General features: G+C 65.8%; 17 protein-coding genes. 11 read left to right on the top strand and 6 right to left on the bottom strand.

Going from position 1 to position 20832, the window contains the following annotated elements; translation table 11 throughout:
- Positions 1-76: 76 nt before the first annotated feature.
- The gene (locus ACQP1K_RS27215) at positions 77-685 is read right to left on the bottom strand and encodes an SIS domain-containing protein (protein WP_433498532.1); all 609 of its coding nucleotides are present in this window, start codon (positions 683-685) and stop codon (positions 77-79) included.
- A gap of 52 nt (positions 686-737) precedes the next feature.
- Positions 738-1544 carry a BtpA/SgcQ family protein gene (locus tag ACQP1K_RS27210; RefSeq protein WP_433498531.1) on the bottom strand — a complete coding sequence of 269 codons (807 nt, stop codon included), beginning with the start codon at positions 1542-1544 and terminating at the stop codon, positions 738-740.
- A 1247-nt stretch (positions 1545-2791) separates the two neighbouring features.
- On the opposite strand from ACQP1K_RS27210, the gene ACQP1K_RS27205 reads away from it, so the two are divergent.
- The 6 genes from ACQP1K_RS27205 to ACQP1K_RS27180 all read left to right on the top strand — a co-directional run bounded on the left by ACQP1K_RS27205 (position 2792) and on the right by ACQP1K_RS27180 (position 8239).
- Positions 2792-3442 carry a hypothetical protein gene (locus ACQP1K_RS27205; protein WP_433498530.1) on the top strand — a complete coding sequence of 217 codons (651 nt, stop codon included), beginning with the start codon at positions 2792-2794 and terminating at the stop codon, positions 3440-3442.
- Between the two features lie 874 nt (positions 3443-4316).
- Positions 4317-4715, top strand: a complete 399-nt coding sequence (locus ACQP1K_RS27200) for a hypothetical protein (RefSeq protein WP_433498529.1) — start codon at positions 4317-4319, stop codon at positions 4713-4715.
- A gap of 45 nt (positions 4716-4760) precedes the next feature.
- Positions 4761-5207 (top strand): hypothetical protein, encoded by a 447-nt coding sequence (locus ACQP1K_RS27195; protein ID WP_433498528.1) that lies wholly within the window; start codon positions 4761-4763, stop codon positions 5205-5207.
- 46 nt (positions 5208-5253) lie between these two features.
- Positions 5254-5553, top strand: a complete 300-nt coding sequence (locus ACQP1K_RS27190; RefSeq protein ID WP_433498527.1) for a hypothetical protein — start codon at positions 5254-5256, stop codon at positions 5551-5553.
- A gap of 92 nt (positions 5554-5645) precedes the next feature.
- Positions 5646-6728 carry a DUF4192 domain-containing protein gene (locus ACQP1K_RS27185; protein WP_433498526.1) on the top strand — a complete coding sequence of 361 codons (1083 nt, stop codon included), beginning with the start codon at positions 5646-5648 and terminating at the stop codon, positions 6726-6728.
- Positions 6725-8239, top strand: a complete 1515-nt coding sequence (locus tag ACQP1K_RS27180) for a YifB family Mg chelatase-like AAA ATPase (RefSeq protein ID WP_433498525.1) — start codon at positions 6725-6727, stop codon at positions 8237-8239. Before ACQP1K_RS27185 ends, ACQP1K_RS27180 begins: the two co-directional genes overlap by 4 nt.
- A gap of 167 nt (positions 8240-8406) precedes the next feature.
- On the opposite strand, the gene ACQP1K_RS27175 is transcribed toward ACQP1K_RS27180, so the two are convergent.
- On the bottom strand, positions 8407-10188 hold the full coding sequence (locus ACQP1K_RS27175; protein ID WP_433498524.1) for a reverse transcriptase domain-containing protein: 1782 nt from the start codon (positions 10186-10188) through the stop codon (positions 8407-8409).
- A gap of 1106 nt (positions 10189-11294) precedes the next feature.
- Between ACQP1K_RS27175 and ACQP1K_RS27170 the strand changes: the two genes are divergently transcribed.
- The 3 genes from ACQP1K_RS27170 (at position 11295) to ACQP1K_RS27160 (ending at position 15931) form a co-directional block, all read left to right on the top strand.
- On the top strand, positions 11295-11858 hold the full coding sequence (locus ACQP1K_RS27170) for a hypothetical protein (RefSeq protein WP_433498523.1): 564 nt from the start codon (positions 11295-11297) through the stop codon (positions 11856-11858).
- 318 nt (positions 11859-12176) lie between these two features.
- Positions 12177-13394, top strand: a complete 1218-nt coding sequence (locus tag ACQP1K_RS27165) for a tyrosine-type recombinase/integrase (RefSeq protein WP_433498522.1) — start codon at positions 12177-12179, stop codon at positions 13392-13394.
- Complete coding sequence (locus tag ACQP1K_RS27160) at positions 13391-15931, top strand: tyrosine-type recombinase/integrase (protein WP_433498521.1); 2541 nt, start codon at positions 13391-13393, stop codon at positions 15929-15931. The genes ACQP1K_RS27165 and ACQP1K_RS27160 overlap by 4 nt, the downstream gene beginning before the upstream one ends.
- A gap of 28 nt (positions 15932-15959) precedes the next feature.
- Here ACQP1K_RS27160 and ACQP1K_RS27155 read toward each other — a convergent pair whose 3' ends face one another.
- Positions 15960-16418 carry a hypothetical protein gene (locus ACQP1K_RS27155; protein WP_433498520.1) on the bottom strand — a complete coding sequence of 153 codons (459 nt, stop codon included), beginning with the start codon at positions 16416-16418 and terminating at the stop codon, positions 15960-15962.
- On the opposite strand from ACQP1K_RS27155, the gene ACQP1K_RS27150 reads away from it, so the two are divergent.
- Positions 16369-17490, top strand: coding sequence for a DUF932 domain-containing protein (locus ACQP1K_RS27150; RefSeq protein ID WP_433498519.1), 1122 nt, complete (start codon positions 16369-16371; stop codon positions 17488-17490). The two genes, ACQP1K_RS27155 and ACQP1K_RS27150, sit on opposite strands and share 50 nt — an antisense overlap.
- 664 nt (positions 17491-18154) lie before the next feature.
- Here ACQP1K_RS27150 and ACQP1K_RS27145 read toward each other — a convergent pair.
- Positions 18155-19108, bottom strand: coding sequence for a hypothetical protein (locus tag ACQP1K_RS27145; protein WP_433498518.1), 954 nt, complete (start codon positions 19106-19108; stop codon positions 18155-18157).
- A 368-nt stretch (positions 19109-19476) separates the two neighbouring features.
- Between ACQP1K_RS27145 and ACQP1K_RS27140 the strand changes: the two genes are divergently transcribed.
- Positions 19477-19959 carry a hypothetical protein gene (locus ACQP1K_RS27140; RefSeq protein ID WP_433498517.1) on the top strand — a complete coding sequence of 161 codons (483 nt, stop codon included), beginning with the start codon at positions 19477-19479 and terminating at the stop codon, positions 19957-19959.
- Between the two features lie 119 nt (positions 19960-20078).
- Here the strand turns inward: ACQP1K_RS27140 and ACQP1K_RS27135 are convergent, their stop codons facing one another.
- Positions 20079-20708 carry a prepilin peptidase gene (locus ACQP1K_RS27135; RefSeq protein WP_433498516.1) on the bottom strand — a complete coding sequence of 210 codons (630 nt, stop codon included), beginning with the start codon at positions 20706-20708 and terminating at the stop codon, positions 20079-20081.
- Positions 20709-20832 lie beyond the last annotated feature (124 nt).

The raw sequence follows: 20832 nt of genomic DNA, 5'->3' as shown, positions 1-20832 counted from the left end.
CGCGCGTACGACCAAGGGGTCGCGACCACGCCCCGTGTCTTCTGCTCTCCCCGCCTCCAGCAAGGCCGAAGCGTTCTCACATGGTGAAACCGAGTAACTGAAGGCCGTCGGCCGGGTGGCTGCGGTAGTGGTCCGAGTAGCGGCCCCGGCGGTGGCCCAGGCCGATCGCAATCAAGGTCAGGCCCAGCAGGCTCGCCTGGTAGGTCCGAATCCCCGGTGACGGCTTGGCACCTGCCAGCGGCAGCACCAGTGAGTGGTCAGCGGCACGAGTGATCGCACTGTCGGGGGTGGCGGTGATTGCTAAGTTCAACGCTCCATGCTCGCGGACCCGCTCCAGTGCCTGCAGGACCCGTTCGGTACGGCCAGAGGCCGACGTGGCGATCACGAACGTTCCTGCAGGCAATACATGAGGCTCGTCCCAGACCGCGCCGTACCGAAGAAGCCGCAGCGCGCTCAACGGCTCGCAGGGGACATTGGCCAACGACTCGAAGGCCAGCTCCGAGGCGAGTGAGGCGTGGAAGGAGTCTCCATCTCCGGTTAGGTAGATGCGGGATACCGTCGCCCAACGGGGGTCGTCCAGCAGCATCTCCACATGCTCGGCGGCGGGGCTGATCAGGGTGCTGAGGTCTGCGGCCAGGGCGTCGCCTTGAGCGAGCATCTCCTCCAGCGTGTAGGGATGATGCACGTGATCCGCCTTCCGTCTCGTCAATCGCGGGGAGCCGATGGCAGCGGCGCCTTCACGGCTGCAGCCCGCGCACGATCTCTACGTACGCTTTGACCTTCTCGACATCGATGAGCCCGCCCCAGCCGCCGCGCTCCAGGCAGGTTCCGACGAAGGCGCCGTCCGCCGCGCTCAGGAGCCGAGCAGCGTTGTCATGGTTGGTGTGGCCGGCCAGGATGATCGGTAAATCCGGCGTCGCGGCGCGGACCGCGGCGATCATCTCCAGCACGGTCGCCTCGTCCTCATGACACAGGGAAACGGCGTCGGCACCGACCTGCCTGGCCGCCTTCGCCACCTGCGCGACGGTCTTGCCACCGCCGAACCAGGTGTAGTGCATCGACTCCACTTCAGCGATGATTTCGACGTCCCAGGCGTCGATCTTCTTTCGGTACTCCATCACCGCCAGGGGGTCGGGCTCGACCATGCCGTGCGTGGTTAGCGTCGCGCCCACCAAGGCGCCCACGCGTACGAAGGCGCCGCCGGCGACCTTCGCCACCGCTAGCGACGTCTGCACCGCGTTGCGCATGAGTTGCACCCCGACACGGAATCCGGGACGGGTGGCCTGCGTGACGGCGCGAGTGATCAAGCTCATCGCTGCGACCCGGGCCGGATCGGTCTGCTCGCCGGTGCTGTAGACCCGGTCCACTGTCTGGATCAGACATCCGTCCGCGCCGCCCTCGTCTAGGGCGCGAGCCGAAGCGACAGCGTCGTCGAGGATCTGCTCGAAGCTGTCCTCGCGATGAAACGGGGTCCCCGGCAGAGGTCGTAAGTGGATCATCCCAAGGATGGTTTTGTGTCGGCTGGGTGCCTTGAGGCTGTGCACGCCACCTCCGATTGATCAGTCGCTGCCGTGATGTGTGTCGTGCTTGCCCTGTCAAGATCAATTAGTCCAACCGTGTCACCTTCTCGGCAGATCGAACAGAGATGGGAAGGTGACAACATCACATACGCTTGCGGCGAATTGGATGACCTTCGTTACCGTGGTTACGGTGATGGCTACCATCCCCCATCGGGACGCCGGGCGAGGGCAAGGCCGTCTGGCTCGCTATGGGCCTGCCCGCGAGGTCACCGATCGTCGAGCAGCCATGTCCTCGCCCGACAGCTGCGCAGGCCGCCTTCGCGCTTCGCGACCAACTTGTGCGACGCCCCCCCGGGTGACCCGATGCGACGGTCACCGCGAATCAGTGCTGTCGGTGCGGCGGGATCCGACCGTGTGGTGTTGGAACGAAACCTTCCTGGAATATCGACGGCGTTGTCACTCGAAAGTCTTTCGCCGACCTCTGCGATATAGTCGAGTAAATCGTGCAGCGCACGAAGGGCTGGCTCTCAAGGACGCGATAGGCGTCGTCCCCGAGTGCTCCTGATCGAAGATTCTCTGGATTCCTTCGGTCTTCGATCAAGACTGGACTCATTATCGATGATGCCACAGCGAGAATCCGGGGATTGGTAGAACGGCCGGTCGCATGGCCAATGCTCGGCCAGTGGTTCGCCACTTATGACTGGCCATGATCGTAGCAATATCGCTGCTGGTCAGCGGCTTGCGCTGCGGCCTCCCGCTGGCCCGACTCTATAGGGAACCTCCCTGATCGAAGGGCCGCGAGAGAGGCGTGCTCGCGATTTTCCATGGCTCCAAATTATTGAATTTCATTCGGTGTTACTTCTCTGGCTTATTTCGTTTCCTAGCCCGCCGGCTTGAAGGTGAGCCACTGTCCATTTTGCCTCTTTTGTTTGGCTCTTGCTCACGCCTCTTGATCCTTTCTCTATGGCTCATCCTCGCCTCTTGGCCAGGGAAAACATCGTAAAGACGTGCGGGATGTTGTTGTGTCGGTCTCTGTTCTGCGGTTCAATTGAATTGCGAAAGAGAAACGGTGCCGCTCATTCGCGGCCCTGAAGATCGGAGATCGAAAGATGTCGAATGGAGCTCCCGGTAAGTGCGTCCCTTCGAACGTTCCGGGCGAGAAGCTCACGCCGGAAGACATGGCGCGAGTGACGCCGAACGATTGGGCGGAGATTCAGAGGCTCGCACGCGGCTACTGCCGGACGGTCGACGCCACGAGGTCACGGAAGCGCATGGACGGAAGCGCGACTATCGTCAAGGAAGGGCACGCTCCGTACGGCACGGATGACGTGTCAGACGACGTCACGCAAGACGCCGTTCTTCTGTTCGCGCAGCGTCTGCGGGACATCATCGCGTCGTGTGAGAGGGCACCCGAAAGCACAAGCGACACGCCCGCATGGACCTACGTTCGGTGTGACGGTGGCGAGATGACCATTACGCGGACCACGTTGCAGCGGTGGGCGGTCAGGGATGCCGCCGCGCGTAACGGCTACCGGATCGATGTTCCGGCGGATCAGATCGACGCCACACCCGGGGCTCAGCTCATGCGCGGCGTTCCGCGCGCGGAGACGGTCACGGGGGCTGCTGTGGCGTTCTGCGTCGCACAGAACAGCGCGGTCATCTTCCGTCAGGCGTTCGGCGACGGTCGCGACTTTCCGATCATTTCCGACGCCATGGAAACGGCGTCTCAGGCTGATGATCTGGGGCGCGCGGGGATCCTGAGCGCCATTGCTCAGGCGCGCTACGGCGGCACGTACGGCTCACGCCGGAACGTGATCCGCGTGCGTGACGCCGGTCGGGCGGAGTGGCGGGAACTGTCGGAGCGCCTTGACGACGTCAGGAGCACGATGGCTCACGTCGGAACCCCACACACGGAAGACTGACGAAAGCTTGCGAAAGGGCCCTAGAGAGCGTTCTAGGGCCCTTTCTCATGCCTGCGAGAATGCGCCATCACTCCACCTGAGACGAAAAAGAATCTTGATAGGGGCGGACGCTTGGACCGCTACGATCCCCGTATTTAAGTGAGAGAGGAATCCGCCGGTGCGCGTCTGACGCGTCCGGCGCGATGCCCGCTCTCACATGCCGTTCAGAAGCGCTAGTTGCTGCGCTTCAGGAACGGCTACGGTGGCCGGAGCGGCGACCGTCGGCGCGACACGGAAACGCTGAAAAGCGTTGCCACCTGCGGACGGTTGAGCGGTTCCGGTCACCGTATTTAAGTGAGAGCGAAAATCGCCGGTACGCGTGTCACGCGTTCGGCGAGATACCCGCTCTGACGTGCTGTTCTGCGGCGCATGTTGCTGCATCGCGGAACGGCTAGAGGACTGGAACGGCCGACTGTCCGAATGTCGCGCGATGACGTTGAAAAATGTTGCCGCGTGCGGACGGTCGAGTCGTTCAGGTCACCGTATTTAAGTGAGAGCGGAATCCGCCGGTACGCGTCTCGCGCGTTCCGCGTGATATCCGCTCTCACACGCTGTTCTACGATGTGAATTATCACACCACAGAATGGCGACCGGTGGCCGGAACGGCTAAAACCGTCGGTGCAGCGCGCGCGGCAATGCTGCGGAAATTGTTGCCGCGTGCGGACGGTCGGGTCGTTCCGGCCACCGTATTTAAGTGAGAGCGATTCGCGCCGGTGAGAGCGTCGGTTGAACCACGCTCCGCCGGACACGCGGAACGCCGCTGTCCTGATTCCCGCACATCCGTACGGACGCAGGTCGCCCGAACGGGCACCCGTACGAACGAGGGGGCGATCCTGTGGAGGTGAATGCTGCCGGCCCGCCCGGCTGGACTGTGGGGGACCTGACGGTCTCCAGCGGTGGCCGGGTGATGCGGGTGATCGCGTTGGGTGAGGTTCGCCCGGATGCCGCGACTCTGGTGTGCGCCGCCGATCCCGGCGGCGCACGTGAGTACGTGGTGACGCTGGCGCTCACACCGATGCCCACGGGCGCCGAAGTGATCACCTGTCTCGGCTGCCTGGCCAGCACCCATCTGTGGATCGACGCCACGCACACCAACCGGACCTCCGGGGCGAGCGTGCGGCTGATCCGCTGCTCACGGTGCTTCGTCTCGGCCCTGGATTTCCGGGACTGCGAGATCCACGCGGTCAGCTCGACCGTACGACCGCATCATCTGGCCCGCCGTCGCCGCTGGTGACGGACGCCGTTCCATTCCATCTTTCTGAGTCTGTTTGGAGTCGCCATGGCGATGACGCATGCCCCGACGCATGCCCTGACCCTGCCGCCGGGGTGGATCATCAGCTTCCGGCTGGTGCCCGCGTGGCAGATCGATGCCGATCACCTGCTGGAGCTGGAGGTCGCGGGGCGGACCGATGAGGGCCGGATCCGCTGGCGGTACCGGCTGTCGCGGCGCCGCCGTACGATCTTCGCCGCTTCCGATATCTGCTCGGGGGTCGGCGCGGTTCTCACGCCCGGTGAGCTGATTAACGCCGCACGGACGGTCCTGCGCTTCCTGACCGTGCAACCGGGTGACACCGACGCCGACTATTTCGACTCCTACACGGCGGCTCAGCGGGAGTGGAGCGAACAGCACGCCGAGGATCTGTCGATCTACGCCATGGATGACTGGTGCGGCTACTGCGGGGGCGACCACGCCTCGCCCGGGTGTCCGTCCCGTGACGCGGCTTGATAGCGGCTCCGCGCCCTGACCCACTTTTGAGAAGGAGGTGATCACCATGGGGCGCTGGTTCGGTCTGTGGTACGGCGGCAGCGGGTACGGCCCGCCGGAACTAGGTGATCTGGAGGAGTTCTCCTCTCTTGCCGAGGCCCGGAGCAAGCTACTCGACCGCTACCGGCACGGCTATTGGCGGCGTTCGCGGTTCGCGTTCACCGACCGTGAAGCCGCCGAGGTGCTCACCCCGTGCGTGGGGGAGGACTGCGAGATCACCATGTACGGCTCTCGCGACGGGCTGGACCACCCCGATCGGCGGATCTTCCTGGGACCGCGCGGCGGCGTCCGCATCGAGCACTGCTGACCCGTACTTCCTTTACAGCTTTTCGTTCTGTTCTTGGTCGTTCGCCCCCGGCCATTGGCCGCCGGGGGCTTTCTCATGTCTGGAGGACATCCATGATCGCTCGCCTGGATCACACCGTGCGGCTGAGCCGACCGGCGGACTTCATCGCGATCGTGCCCTACATGCTGGGATTCCATCCCGAGCGCAGCATCGTCGCCATGGCCTTCGAACCCGGCCACGACCCAGACTCTGGGGCGCGGGGGTTGCGCGTCAGCGTGCGGGTCGACCTGCCGGAGGATTCAGAAGACAGCCCGGAGATGGCCCGGCACTTCGCCGAGTTGCTCACCCGCCACGACATCGGGCGGGTGCTGCTGATCGGGTACGGGCCCGGATGGCACGTCACCCCGGCAATGGACGCCATATGCGGCAAACTCTCCGACGCGGACATTGAGGTGATCGACGCCCTACGGGTCGAGGACGGGCGTTACTGGTCGTACTACTGCCGTGATCCCGAATGCTGCCCCCCGGACGGCACGGCCTACGACGCCACCGGCAACCCGGCCGCCGCTGCGGCGGTGTTCGCCGGGTACGTCGCCCGGCCCGACCGCGCGGCGCTGGTGGCCACGCTCGCCCCGGTGGGCGGGCAGGACCGCGAGCAGGTGACAGCTGCCACGCGTGCCGTGTGCACGCAAGTCCGCAGCACGCTCGCCCGTGACGGGGGCCAGGGCTGGTATCAGGAGGGTCTCACGCAGGTCGGCGCCGCACTCGACAAGGTCAAAGCTGGGCAGGACCTACCCCCGGACATGGTCGCGTGGCTGGGCGTACTGCTGACCTCGATCATCGTCCGGGACGGAGCGATGACCTTCATCGGCCGATACGACAACGACACGCACATCAGGCTGTGGACCGAACTGACCTGCCGGGTGGAACCGGAGTTCGCCGCCGCCCCGGCCGCGTTGCTGGCGTTCGTCGCTCTGCGTACCGGTGACGGGCCGCTGGCGCGCGTCGCGGTCGAGCGCTCCCTGTCCGCCGACTCCGAATACCGGCTCGCAGAGCTGGTCCAGTGCGCCCTTAATCATGGTCTGCCACCGGAGGTGACCTCCGGGATCGACCACGCCGGGATGGCTGAGGAGATCAGCGCCCAGGCAGCGCAGTACCCGGCGGGAACGCGGCCGGTGCTGCCGGAGGGGTGGTGACCGAGGGGATGACGACGGGGTACGCGTCTACCCGGTCGACGGTTTTGGTCGGCCTCGATGCCCGCGTTGTGGGCATCGAGGCCGACGCCGTACCCGGTGAGGCAGAACTGCATCTGGTCGGCCTGCCCGAACTGTCGGTCTGGCCCGCCCGTGCGCGGATCCGCTCGGCGATCTTCAACAGCGGTACGGCCTGGCCGGACGCCAAGGTCACCGTCAGCGTGAGCCCGGCGATTCCGCCGGTCTACGACGCAGCGGCCGATCTCGCGCTGGCCGTGGCCACGCTGGCTGCCTCCGGCGTGGTCCCGCCTGAACGGATCGCCGGACGGGTGTTCCTTGGAGAACTGGCGCTGGACGGCGGGATCTGCCCCATCAGGGGCGTCCTGCCCGCCGTCCGCGCCGCCGTGACGTCAGGAATCAGAACGGTGGTCGTGCCCGCCGGCTGCGCGCCGGAAGCGGCGCAGGTACCCGGGGCGGTGGTGATCCCGGTGACCAGGCTGGGCGAGGTGATCGACCGGCTGCGGAGCGGGACGCTGGATGCCTACCGCTACCGGCCGCCCGAACCTTCGGCGACCCCAGGGCGATCACTGGGGGTGGATCTGGCCGATGTTCCCGGCAACGAAGCCGCCCGCCGCGCGCTGGAGGTGTGCGCGGCGGGCGGGCACCACCTGTTCCTGACGGGGGACGGCCCGGCCACGATGCTCGCCGAACGCCTGCCGGGCATCCTGCCCCCGCTGGGGGTGGAGGCCGCGCGGGAGGTCGCCGAGATCTACTCCCTGGCCGGACAACCCGACAGAGCACCGGGGGCCCTTCCACCGTTGTGCGCTCCGCATCACACGTCCACACCTGCGGCGATCTTCGGCAGCGTGGCCGCCAACCGCCCGGGCGCGGTCTCGCTCGCCCACCGCGGCGTGCTGCACCTGGCCGACGCGCCCGAGTTCGGCCGCCCGACCCTGGACGGGCTGAGCCAGCCGATGGACACCGGACAGGTACGCGTCACCGGGCTCGGCCGCACGGTCCGGTATCCGGCGCGGTTCACGCTCGTGCTCGACGCCCGCCGGTGTCCCTGCCCGGAAGGGCAGGCGTGTGCGTGCAGGCCGGTGGACAGACGCCGCTACCTGCACCGTCTGGCCTTGCTCCTGCCACGCATCGCCGTACGTGCCCCCGTCACATGGGAGAACAGCGGCGGGGGAGTCAGCGAGTCGAGCGCGGCGGTAGCCACGCGGGTGGTCGCGGCCCGGATACGGGCGGCCCACCGGCTGGCCGAGACGCCCTGGCGGACCAACGCCGAGGTCCCCGCGCTGGAGCTGCGGACCAGCTTCGCCGCCGAGCCGGAGGCCGTCGAACTGCTCCGCTCCGCCGTGAACACGGGGCTGCTGACGGTGGAGGGGTTTCCCCGGCTGCTGCGAGTGGCCTGGACGCTGGCAGACCTGCGCGGAGCCGAGCGCCCTGGAGTCGATGATGCGGCGGGCGCCCTGGAGCTGCGGAAGGGGGCTGACGGTGAAGGCCGGTGACCGCGTCCTGGTCCGGCCCTCCTTCCACATCCCGGTACGGCCATGGTGGTCAGAGCCGTACGGTTGGGTCGGCCGCGCGGCGAGGTGCCTGCTGATCAGGTCCTTTTCCGCGCGGCCTCCCGCCGAACCGGACGTGATGGTTTCCCGATCATCCGGCTCTCCAGTGACTACTGCGTGAGCGGTGTGGTTGGCCGTCCCGTGTGGATGTTGTCATGGCAGGGGCCGCAGACCACGAGGGTTTTACGACGCCGCTTGGCCATAATGATCGTCCAGTGGGGTTGAGGCTGTCCGGGTGTGACGAGGTCGGCGAGCTTGCGCACGTGGTGGACTTGGACCTTGTCCGTGCGCTCGCAGATCTCGCATCTGTCCGTAAGGAGCCGTGTGATCAGTTCCTTGCGGGGGTGGATCACCCGGTCTGGTTGGTGGTCGTTGATGACCGCCGTTTTCTGCCGCTTGAGGGGAATGCCTCCGAACCGTGCGACCAGTGGTTTCCTGCCGTCGCGTTCGATCCGGGCTTCGAAGCAGGTCCGTAACCCGTGCGGAGTCTCGATCTTGGCTTTGTGCTTGGCCGCCATCTTCGACACCGTCGAGCGGTGCTTGTTCGCCAGGGTCTTGAGCATGGAGGTTTCCATGACCCAGCGCAGCCGGTTGAGCCGGTAGACGTCTCCGGCCAGCAGGTAGTACTGGACGAGGCCCCGGTAGACGATCCCGAACGTGGCGACGATGGTGTAGTCGTCGCTGTTGATCAGAGCCGTTTGCCGTGCGGGTTTGCCGCGGGCAAGGTAGGGGGCGCACTTGGCCTTGATCACATCCAGCGGGACACGCAGCCCGATCTTCCCGTTGGCCGCGCGACGGCCGTAGGTGATGTGGCTGTTGCCGTGCTGGGTGTAGATCTCGTAACCGAGGAACCGTGCCGCGCTGGTCCGCGCGTGGGTGATCAGCGTCTTGTCGGCGGACAGTTCCAGCTTGAGATTCTCGCGCAGGAACGCCGCCAGACGCTGTTTGATCTCCTCGGCTTCGGCCTTCGGTCCGGTGAACCCGAGTAGATGATCGTCCGCGTAGCGGATATAGCGCAGCCGCCGGTAACCCGGATCATCCGGGTCGAGGCTGGGCAGGCTGCGCATTCGCCGCCGCAGCGTCCGGGCTTGGTCCCGGTTGCCGTGCCGGCGGGCTTTCCTCAGCAGGTCGGCCATCTTCTCATAGGCCGGATTGGGTCTCCGGCGTCTGCCTCGGGTGTATTCCGGGATCAGAACCTTCTCGACGAAGACGTCCAGCTTGTGCAGATAGACGGAGGACAGCAGGGGCGAGACCACTCCACCCTGCGGCGCGCCGCTGAGCGTGGCCTGCCACCTCCAATCCTCCAGGTATCCGGCCGTGAGCATGTTGCGCACCAGCCGAAGGAACCGCCCATCGTGGATCTTCTCCGCCAGTGTGTCAATCATGACCTGATGGTCAAGTGACCCAAAGCAGTCGGAGATGTCTCCTTCGATGAACCACGTGGTCCCGGTCCAGGTGGTGGCCACCTCGCGCAGCGCGGTGTGGCATCCCTTTCCGGGGCGGAATCCGTGGGAGCGGCCGGAGAACCGGACGTCGTAGTACGCCTCCAACAGCAGGCGTACCACTTCACCGACCAGCTTGTCCGACCAGGTCGGCAGGCCAAGCGGGCGGGTTTTCCCGTTCTTCTTCGGGATGTGTACCCGCCGCACGGGGGCGAATCGGTAGCGCTCGTGGCGCAGCGCATCGATGATGCGTTCGATCTTCCCCATCGACATGCCGTCCGCGGTCTCCTTCGTGGCCCCGGGCGTCATCGCGCCGTGGTTGGCGTAGATCTGCCCGTAGGCCAGTAGATACAGCTGCGGGTTGAACATCTGCCGATACAGCTGATTCAGCGGCAGGCCGCGCCTGCCACGCTCACGCAGGACACCCAGCACCGTTTCGGCGCTCTGCATTACGCATACCTCCCGGCATCATGTGGTGTCCGATCACCTGGCCCCCTTCGCCCTGCGGGCGGCTTTCCCGCCCTCCCCGGCCGGTCGTTACCCCGGCGACTACTATGGGGCCTCCGTCGCCGTAGAGCTCGCGCTCCGTAGGCGATCCCGCGTTCGTCCTTGTTGTACGTGGCAGCGTGACGTAGGCGTCCCACTCATCTCCTTCGATGCCCTCGCTGGGCATCGCCCCGCGCTCCGAAGGTTGCATCTGCGGAGACTCGAACGCAGACGCAGAGCGCGGCACCGGTTACAGATGTCTTTCCGGCGGATGAGAAACTTGCATCTTCTGGAGATTGGGCTTCAGGCAATCCAGCTTTCGCCATATCACGCGGGCCCCCCAGCGCGCCGTTTCTGACATCTGAACCCGGCCGCTGGTTTCCTGACATGCTGCTGTTCCCTTCACCTTTCGGCTCCAGGTAAGTCATCGGGCCCAAGGACCTCCCTTCGAGTCCCTCCCGGCTGCACCGGGGATACAACAAGGCGCCTCGCGGCGCACCGTCTCCGTTCTATTACCCGGGGACGGTCCGCGAGGTCGACGAGCAGGGCGGACGCGCCCGCGTGGAACTGGACGAATCGCTCTACCCGGCTCCCTGGGAAAGTCGGATCCAGATTTTCCACCTCAGCGATATCCACAGCCACGCGTGTGGCTGCCCGGAATGCTCCAAACCTGGCCGGGACATCTACCGATTCCGCGCCGACCAAGAACGGAACCTCAACGAAGAGCAGCCATAAAGCCAGCTGATTCCGACAACGATTCGGTGGGTGCTCACCGCATCGCAGCACCCACCGAACCCGACGTCACGCATGCCGTCGCTCGGGCTGTCCATGCTGCTCACGAACACGTACGGTCTCGTGGGCGCGGACGTTCGGGCCTCCCGTTCACCCGTATTTAAATGTGAGTAACAAACGGCAGTAGACGGCATGACGGCGGCCTGCCCGTAATTCATGGCGCCTTTTCTCCGGTCAATCATCGCGGCGCAGCCAACAGTGGAGGGCGTGGTAACCACGGGCGAGACCGGCCCGATTTTGAACTGATCAATCAACCCAATATGAAAGGAGATCTGCCTATGAATGAATGGGAGGTCGACGAGCTGGTGTTCGAAATCGCCGAGCACCTGGAAGACTTCACGGCGCTGGTACGGCCCGGCCATCCGGCCTACCTGATGGGACCGGCCGGCGTCCGGCTTGTCGTGCATCCGATCTGGAACCAGCAGGGGCGGATCAGGGTGCTCGGCATCTACCCCGACGGAAGCCGGGGCATGCTCCTCAACCTGCGACGGCACGAGATCACCGTGACGGCCGCCCGCGGGGCCAAGTTCATTGCGAAGCGGATCGAGCGCCGCCTGTTGCCTGACTACCGGCGAGATCTGGTCGCCTGCTGTGAGCGGCTGGCCTCGCGGTCGGCCGAGAACGGCACCCGAGGCGAGTTCGCCGAGACCCTGATGGCTTTGCTGCCGGACGCGACGCTCACCGAGAAGGACCGCGAGATCGTTATCCGTTGGCGGCTGGGCGACACCGTCGGCACGTTCACTGTGCACGGCGACACCACCACCAGCACGATCGAGATCCGCAACGCCGACCGCGAGCTGACCGAACGCATGGCCTACGCCGTACAGCACCGCGCCACCTGACCGGCACCCGAACACCGGCAGCGGCACCCGAAGCCCTGCGAGGGCTGCGGGGGGCCGGAACGGGTCCGGCCACTGTCCCGCCGAGCAATACCCGCTGACGTAACGACACCGACGGCACCGGCCTACGGCCGGTGCCTTTCCCATTTCCACCGAATCGGAGGAGGACCATGTCCAAGGAAACTCTGGAGTGGCTGAACGCCAATACGCTGATCGGCTTCACCGTCCTGTTGACTGAACTACGGGGGTGATTTCTGCAGTTCAGGGCACGGATGCTGGCCGCGGTGGCTAGGTTGCCTGCCCGTGAGTGATGAGGACTTCGTGCCACGGGACTTGGCCCGGTTAGCGGTCCCGCGGGTGGGGTCGTTGCAGGCGACCGAGGACCCGTTCGAGCCGTATCGGCTGCTCGACCCCGACGGGTCGGTCGTCGTCCCGGTTTCGGCCTACCTGGGCGAGGTGCAGGCCTGCGGGCGGTCGGTCGCTACCCAGCGGTCCTATGGGATGGACTTGCTGCGCTGGTTCCGCTTCTTATGGGCCGTCGGGGTGCCGTGGGATCAAGCGACGCGGGTCGAGGCTCGGGACTTCTCCCGCTGGATCCAGATCAGCGACAAGCCGCGCCGATCTCCGTCCCGCAGCGGGACGGCGAGTGCGGGTGCGCCGAATTCGGTGACGGGCAAGCCGTCGCCGGGAGCGAAGTACGCGACGTCGACCCAGGCGCACAGCGAGACGGTTCTGCGGGCCTTCTACGACTTCCACCTGGAGACCGGAGACGGGCCGATGGTCAATCCGTTCCCGCTGTCACGGGAGCGACGGGGCGGCCGAGGGAATGCGCACCACAACCCGATGGAGCCGTTCCGGCACGAGCGGACGGGCCGGTATCGGCCGAAGGCGGCCGAGCGGGTTCCGCGGTGCATCCCGGATGAGAAGTTCGACCAACTGTTCGCGCAGCTTGCGTCGCACCGTGACCGGGCGCTGGTGGCGTTGTGGATCTCGACCGGTGCTCGGGCGGCGGAGTTGCTGGGAGCTACGTGCCGGGACGCCGACCCGGGGCAACAGCTGATCACGGTCATTCGCAAGGGCAGCCGGCGTATGCAGCAGGTGCCCGCGTCGCCGGACGCGTTCGTGTGGCTGCGGCTGTATCAGGCGCAGATGCATGGCCTGGTGCCCGCCGGCGGTGACGATCCGCTGTGGTGGACGCTGCGGCGGCCGTTTCGCCGGCTGTCTTACCACGCGGCCCGGGCGATGTTCGTGCGGGCCAACGCCGTGCTCGGGTCGAACTGGACGATTCACGATCTGCGGCATTCGGCGGCCTATCGGATGGCGCGTGATCCGCGCATGCCGTTGACCGACGTGCAGTGGGTGCTGGGGCACGCGTTGTTGTCTACCACGCAGCGGTATCTCACTCCGCTGCCCGCCGATGTGATCGAAAACGTGCTGGCTTTCCATGAGCGCCGCCAGCGCCGTGAGCAGCCGCCCAAGCCCGCTGCCGGATACCGCCCGGAAAGCCTGCAGATCCTGTTCGGAGAGGACCGGTCATGACAGCGAAAATCGGGCGCGCATGGCCGGTAGTACGGAGCGGTGGGCATGGCGACGACGGTGAGCATGCCGCGGAATCCGCCGCGCCGGATGGTGGTGCCGCCGAGGGGATTGCGCTGCACGAGTGCTTCCCGGCCCGGGAGGTCCCGGTATCGTGGCCGCGCACGTGCGTTGATCGCGAGCATCTGTTGCGCCGGCTGCTGGTGCCGCCGTTCGCGTTGGAGCACCCCGGAAGTCAGGTTCAGCGCAGGCTCGGGCTGGTCGCGGTCGTCAACTGGCTGCAGGACCAGCCTGGTGAGACCTGGCAGGAGCGGTGGCTGGCCAGCGGAGCCGAGTCCGAACGCGACTGGAGAAATCTTCCCGCCCGCTGGCGAGGCGCCCTCCCCGCGGCGGCCGGTGAGGGGGACCGGAGCTTGGCCCGACTCGGTGTCGGGCTGCTCCAGTTGATCTGCGCTGATGCGATCCGACCGAGTCTGGCCTGGCTGCTGGCGACCTCACCGCGGATCCGGGGCCGCAACCTCGCCGCGGAGATGGCCCGCACCCGCGGCGACACGGCGGCGTTCACGACGCTAGCCGAGCTGTCCCGGCAGGGCAACGCCGGGCCGCAACGGTCGAACACGGCACTGGCGCGGATCGCGGTCATCATGGCGGCCAAGGGCGGCCAGGTCGCCGAGATCACCGTCGGCGACTGCGTTGAGGTGCTCCGCATCGCGGCCACGGTCTGCGACCCACGCGACGGGCACGCGCACAGCCCGTTCTTCTACCAACTGATACGTGGTCTCGGCGTCTTCCCCGACCATGCGCCCACCGCCTTGCGCGTGCTGCGCAGCCGCGGCCAGCGCACCTGCGAGGAGCTCATCGACCGCTACCGGCTCCAGCGCCGGCCGATCCGTGACCTGTTGGTGGATTACCTGCGGGAACGGCAGCTGTCCACCGACTTCGCGAGCTTGGATCGGCTGGCGTGGATGCTGGGCAAACTGTTCTGGGGCGATCTTGAGGCGCATGTTCCCGGCATCGATTCCCTCCGGTTGTCTCGCGAGGTGGCCGCCGCGTGGAAGCAGCGTGTCATGACCAAGACCGTCACGACCCGCGCCCTCGACGGGCAGACCACGCAGGCTACGACGGCGCGGCTGGACGGGCGCAACATTCTGGCCGTCGTCCGGGCCTTCTATCTCGACCTGGCCGAGTGGGCCGAAGACGATCCCGCCCGCTGGGCGCCGTGGGTGACGCGATGCCCGATCAGCGCAGCCGAGGTGTCCCAGAAGAAAGAACGCACCCAGCGCAAGTCGCGCATGGACCAGCGCACCCGGGAACGGCTGCCCGTCCTACCGCTCGTGGCCGCCTACGTGGAGCGCGAACGCAAAGCCGCCGCCGATCGGCTGAACCTCGCCCGGGCCACACCACCCGGGCAGACCTTCACGATCGACGGCATGATCTGGAGCCGCCCGATCATGAAGGCCGACAGCGCCGCCAAGGTCTGGGGCGAAGACCCGCAGACCGGCACGCGCCGCGACCTGACCCACGAAGAGCACCGCGCGTTTTGGGCCTGGGCCACCGTCGAAGTGCTGCGTCACACCGGCATCCGCCTGGAAGAGCTGACCGAACTGTCCCATCACAGTCTCATCCAGTACCGGTTGCCCAGCACCGGCGAACTGATCCCGCTGCTGCAGATCGCCCCTTCCAAGACCGACGCCGAACGCCTGCTGGTGATCAGCCCCGAACTCGCCGACGTCCTCAGCGTGATCATGTGCAGGATCCGGCAACCCACCGGCGCGGTGCCCTTGGTGACCTCCTACGACCGGCACGAACGCCGCTACAACCCACCCATGCCGTTGCTGTTCCAATGGCGCGTCCGGCTGGAAGATCGGCCCCTGTCGGTCACCTCGCTACGGAACTTCCTCAACCACGCCCTGCACGCCTGCGCTCTCAGCGACGCCAGCGGTCGCCCGCTGCGCTTCACCTTCCACGACTTCCGCAGAATCTTCGTCACCGACGCGGTGATGCACGGGATGCCACCGCACATCGCCCAACTCGTGGCCGGTCACCGCGACATCAACACCACCATGGGCTACAAGGCCGTCTACCCCGAAGAGGTCATCAACGGACACCGTGCCTTCATCACCCGAAGGCGAGCACTGCGCCCGTCACAGGAGTACCGCACGCCGACCGACGAGGAATGGGAGGAGTTCCTCGGCCACTTCCAGCGGCGCAAGCTCTCCCTGGGCACCTGCGGCCGCTCCTATGACACACCCTGCATCCACGAACATACCTGCATCCGCTGCCCGCTCCTGCGCCCCGACCCCGCCCAGCGTCCCCGGCTCGCCGACATCTGCGTCAACCTCACCGACCGCATCGCCGAGGCCGAACGCCACGGCTGGACCGGTGAAGTCGACGGGCTGAAGGTCAGCCTTGCCGCCGCTCAGCACAAGCTTGCCCAGATGGACGAGATCTCCACCCGCCGCAGTACGACCCTCGTATCCCTCGGCATGCCCAGCTTCCCCAGCATCGCCGGGCGCACTATCACAGGTGAACCCGCATGATCAGACCGGCAGTGGCTGATCCACGCGCTCACTCAAAGCCGATGGCGCGCAGCAGTTGCTGACTAGTCAACACCTCGATTCCCTGCTCGCGCGCTCGCGCCGCCAAGCGCTTCTCATTGGTCACCAAAGCGCAGCCCTCAACACGAGCAGTGAAGGCGATCAAGGCGTCACGGCTATGATCGACACTCCCCGAAGTCAGCGCTTGGAAGGTCGGCACGTCCTCGTCGGCCATCAACCGACCGTGACCAAGACGCGAATAGCCGAGGACGAACGCTCCAGCAGGAACCAGCGTTCCAATCTCAGCGAGTACGAGGATCAGCCGCTGGCGGCGATCAAGATCGGGCGTCGTCGCCAGCTCGTCAATCGTGACATGGGTATAGAGGACTTTCAGCTCGCCCCGATCGATCGCCGAACGCACACTCTCGGCCGCTCCAAGCATGTCGATCAGCGGGTCGACAGCGTTCGAGTCCAACACCACACGAAGCATGCTGGGGACCGTACTCGTCGAAGCCGACGGAAGGCACCCATTTCAAGCACCCGCTTCTCACGTCACACGAGCGGGAGCCGACCGACGTTCTTGGTGCAGACAAGACAAGCGCGGCACCGCCTGGCACTACCGTGCCAGCATGCAAGGAGAGGAAACCAACCGCTACTCCGGCCCGATCCCCGTCGAGCACGTCAAGCGTCGCCTGTTCGACTGGGAGGCGTTGTCCAGCCCGGTCTACGTGGAGGACCCGCGCGGCGGGCTCGCCCAGGTGCCCGGCAGGCAGGCGATCGTGCGGAGCGACAACGGCCACGTCATGGGCATCTTCTCCGACGGGTACGAGCCGCATCCCTACGTCGAATGGCTGATCAATACCATCTCCCGGCTCCTGGACTCCGACCTGTCGATCGGCTCGGCCGGGCTGCTGAAGAACGGGGCGGTCGCCTGGGTGTCGGTTGAGGTTCCCGAGAACGTGGTCACGCCCGAGGGCGTCGAGTTCCGCCCGCACCTGTTCGGCGCTACCTCCTTCGACGGATCGTTGGCCACCACGTTCAAGCGGGCGGTGACCAGCATCGTGTGCGACAACACGATGGCCGCCGGTCTCGCCGAACGCGGACAGCAGGTCAAGATCAAGCACTCGCGTCACTCACGGCTCAGGCTCGCCGAAGCCCGCGACGCGCTGAACATCGTGTACGCGCTGGCCGATGAGTTCTCCACGGCCGTACGCGACCTGTGCCAGGTCGAGGTCACCCGGCGGCAGTGGCAGAAGTTCCTGGACGCCCACATTCCGATGCCCGACGAGCGAGGCCGCAGCCGCACCATGGCCGAGCACAAGCGCGACACCCTGACCAAGCTCTGGGACCACGACCACCGGGTAGCACCCTGGAGCGGCACCGCCTGGGGCGTCGTGCAAGCGGTGAACACGTTCACGCATCACGAGCAGAACGTACGCGGTGCCGAGCGAGCCGAACGCAACATGCTCCGCGCTGTCACCGGCGGCATCGACGACCTGGACCAAGGCACCCTGGTCACCCTGTCCCAGGTGCTCGACCGCCCACTCACTGTCATGGCATGACCCACGAGAAGGGCGGCCCGCTTACATCATGGACACCGTTGGCGAAGTAGATCAAAAAGCAGCGGCCCCACCTGGCTGCGACCCGCACATCGCACTTCGCCGCCCTGCTGCCTGCAGCGTGATGAGCCGCCGCTAATGAGCGTGCGGCGGCTCTAGCTGTCGAGATCTTTCTCAGCGCTCAGCGTTCTAAGGGGCAGCACAGGTCCACGCGGTTCCCGGACGCCGCTGCCATCGCCAGGATGGTGACGCACCCATACAGTCACAGGCGCCCACTTGCTCACGAGCGTGCCCGGTAACGGTTGCTGCGCTACCACAATCCCGTCCATGATCGGCTGCGGGCTATCTGGATCAGGCCCCTGGAGGAGCACGCCGGCATCGTGACCGGCCAGCCAGGCGTTCAAGGCTTGCTGGCCGCAGAAGTCCGGAACGATCACGCTGTCACTCAAGCGTCGTCACCGCATCCAATGGTACGTCCAGCAACCACGGTTCGGCATTGGCGCGAACGGACAGGCCCCGCGATCACGGAGCCGTTTCTGCTCGATCTACTTCGCCAACGGTGTCCATCATGGTGGCGGGGCTCGCCCTGGCGGACGGACGGCTGGCTAGAGGAATCGGCCCGTGTTTCCCGGCGGTGAGTGGCATCGCGTTCGCCGCCGCCTCACGATTACGGCCGCCGGTCGCGGATCGCCTCCATGGCGTCGTCGAATTCAGGCAAGCTGTTAGCTGGACCCTTGACTCTGGCCACGAGCGACGACTTGGGCATCTTGATCGTGATGCGAGGTCGCCAGGTGAGGTAGTCGGTCATAGCCGAGCCTCTAGCGCGCGGCGGCTGGTGGACTTTGCCAGAAACCCAGGTGTCCCAGGTCGATGCGAATCGCAAAGGCTTGCCGTTCTTGTCAGTCCACAGCCACCACCATACGAAAGCAGGAGCGAGGGTGGCGTCGGGCTGTTGACCGGCAAGTGCCTGGAAGGTGGGTGAGACGGCGTACAGGTCGGCGAAGGTGATCTTCCCCTTGTAGAGCATCACGTTCTTGTGTTCCCGACCGGCGCTGTCCCGGTGGCCAGGGATGAGCTTCTTGAAGTAGGTGTCAGAAAGCAGAGTCTTCAGGGTCTTCGGCTCGAAGATGTTGACGACCTGATCGGTGAAGGCGCCGCCGCTCGCGACCGCGCCACGTAGGGCCCAGGTCTTCCCCTCTGGCAACGCAGGCGCATACAGAGATCCGGTGGTGTAGAGCCTGCCGTTCACACTCACGGAACGGTGCGGTCGGGTCTGGGCAAGGAGACTCTTGGCCACCGGGTCGCCATTGGCCGCATCGTCCTTCAGGATGTCCGCGGAGTCCCGACGCTCGAAGTGCAGGCGCCTGCTGAGGTCGGATGCGACCACCCCCTTCCGTCCAAGCTGGATCGACCCTGCGCGCTTGAAGGTGTACTGGAACGACTTGGCTGTGTGGTTGACCACCCGCATGCGCGAACTCAGACTGACGTTTCCCACCTCGGTCACCTTGGCGGTGAGCTGGGCGGCCAGGAGTCGCCGTACCGCAGCCACCGGATCGCCTATGGCCGCATTCGCCGGAGTGGGAGCAAGCAGGGCGCAGGCCAGAACGGCGACACCGGACACTGCAGCTGATCGCATCATGCGTAGAATGTCCTAACTCATGGCTGGATGGCCATACATCTTTGCATGATCAATAGTGTCTGCGCCCGTGAATCCCGGGGTCGGCGATCACGAAATACGGCGTGTCACGGTTTCCCCTGATAGAGGGGATGCCGCGGTTGACCTGGAGGTGCCGTTTACCACGCGCCCGGCTGGCGAGGCTTTGCCCGATACACCAGCCGGCGACAGTGCCGCGGTGGCCGTACCGGCGGCACTTCCTCGTGCACTCTCATGGGGACTTGGTCATTCCCGTAGATCCGTCGATAGTCAGGCGGTGAGCCATAGGGTGACTTTGGCGATGGCCTACCTGTAAAGCGGAGAGGAGAAACGGGGTGAACGCCGAGACAGCGAATCTGCTCTTCGACGTGATCGAACGGCTGGAGAAGAGCATTGTCGCTCGCGACTGCCCCGCGATCGTCATGCTGGAAGGAGAGCGCCGCCTCGTCCTCAGCGACTACGACTACCTGCGCGATCGAGAGACAGCCGCCGCGTTCGAACACAGGGCCGCCACGAAGGCACTGGAGGTCGGTGCAGCTCGATGGGTCTTGGCTGTGCCACAGGTCTGGATCTTCAAGCCGCCGAGCACCATAGCCACTCGCGCTGTCTCGAACCATCCTCTACGCGATGGGGAGCAGGAGGCCATCACGTGGATGAGTTTCGACCGGGGTGACGGAGTCGACTACGGCCGCGTGGCCTATGCGCGCCGCCCCAGCGGCGAACCGGTCTTCGAAGATCCGGAGATGTTCGAGGTCGGCATACGGCCGAGAGAGACCATGCCCGGGTTCACCCTGCTGAAGGAACTCCTCAACGATTAGCGGGGCCGATCCCCCGAGAGGGAACGGCCCCTGACCGGTTCCACTCTTTGCGAAAGAGAAATGAGATCGGTCGCGTCCAGCCTAGTGCCCTGCGCCAGTGATGGAGAGCTTTCGGCGCTCTACGCTGTGAGGATGCCTACGAGGCAACCGGCGAACATGAACGGTCCGTACGGCATGAGCGTGGAGCGGGTGCCCTTGCCGCTAACCAGCATGACCACCGCGTACAGGGCTGCCAGTACGAGGCCGACGCCGCTGCCGAGGATCCAGGCGTTTACGCCCAAGGTGCCGAGGACGCCGCCGACCAAGCCGGACGCCTTGACGTCCCCGGCCCCGAGGGCGGTGTTGATCCTGTGGAAGCCCCAGTAGAGGAGAAAGGCGGCGAGCGTGCCGAGGAGCATTCCAACGAGGAAGCGCCCCTCCTTGCTGGTTATCGCGCCGATGGCCACGAGCGTCAGGAGGGTGACGTACGAGGGCATGGTGAGCGCGTCCGGCAGCCGTCGAGTCCTCAGGTCGATCAGGCTGAGCGCGACTCCGGTGCTGGCTGCGTAGAGGTACGCCGGGAGGAGGTGATCAAGTCCGATTTTCCAGCCGAGAAGCCCGAACACTGCCGCAGTGGTGATTTCCGTTGCGTACGGAAAGCCCGGCTGCGGGCAGAAGCGAGCGGCGATGATCCGGACGATTCGCCCGGTGAGGAGCCCGATGGCGGCGGTTCCCAGAGCAACGCCGATCGTCAACGCGATGTCCCCCATGCACCAGGTGCTCGAATGAACTGCTGCTGCCTACTCAGCGAGAGCAAAGTATAGCTATGTGCGATCTTCCGTGGTCAGAGGTTTCATCAACGGGTCGTATGACTACGGCGTACGACGGGATGGA

The sequence above is a fragment of the Sphaerimonospora sp. CA-214678 genome, assembly GCF_050942215.1.
Lineage (GTDB): Bacteria > Actinomycetota > Actinomycetes > Streptosporangiales > Streptosporangiaceae > Sphaerimonospora.
The sequence above is the reverse complement of the archived record's forward strand: the minus strand, read 5'-3'. Positions and strand labels throughout refer to the sequence as shown.

Coding starts and splice junctions, on each gene's coding strand:
- ACQP1K_RS27150 (WP_433498519.1), top strand. CDS start 16,369: ATGTCGATCAGCGGGTCGACAGCGTTCGAGTCCAACACCACACGAAGC.
- ACQP1K_RS27170 (WP_433498523.1), top strand. CDS start 11,295: ATGAATGAATGGGAGGTCGACGAGCTGGTGTTCGAAATCGCCGAGCAC.
- ACQP1K_RS27135 (WP_433498516.1), bottom strand. CDS start 20,708: ATGGGGGACATCGCGTTGACGATCGGCGTTGCTCTGGGAACCGCCGCC.
- ACQP1K_RS27175 (WP_433498524.1), bottom strand. CDS start 10,188: ATGCAGAGCGCCGAAACGGTGCTGGGTGTCCTGCGTGAGCGTGGCAGG.
- ACQP1K_RS27185 (WP_433498526.1), top strand. CDS start 5,646: ATGATCGCTCGCCTGGATCACACCGTGCGGCTGAGCCGACCGGCGGAC.
- ACQP1K_RS27195 (WP_433498528.1), top strand. CDS start 4,761: ATGGCGATGACGCATGCCCCGACGCATGCCCTGACCCTGCCGCCGGGG.
- ACQP1K_RS27205 (WP_433498530.1), top strand. CDS start 2,792: ATGGACGGAAGCGCGACTATCGTCAAGGAAGGGCACGCTCCGTACGGC.
- ACQP1K_RS27160 (WP_433498521.1), top strand. CDS start 13,391: ATGACAGCGAAAATCGGGCGCGCATGGCCGGTAGTACGGAGCGGTGGG.
- ACQP1K_RS27155 (WP_433498520.1), bottom strand. CDS start 16,418: ATGCTTCGTGTGGTGTTGGACTCGAACGCTGTCGACCCGCTGATCGAC.
- ACQP1K_RS27190 (WP_433498527.1), top strand. CDS start 5,254: ATGGGGCGCTGGTTCGGTCTGTGGTACGGCGGCAGCGGGTACGGCCCG.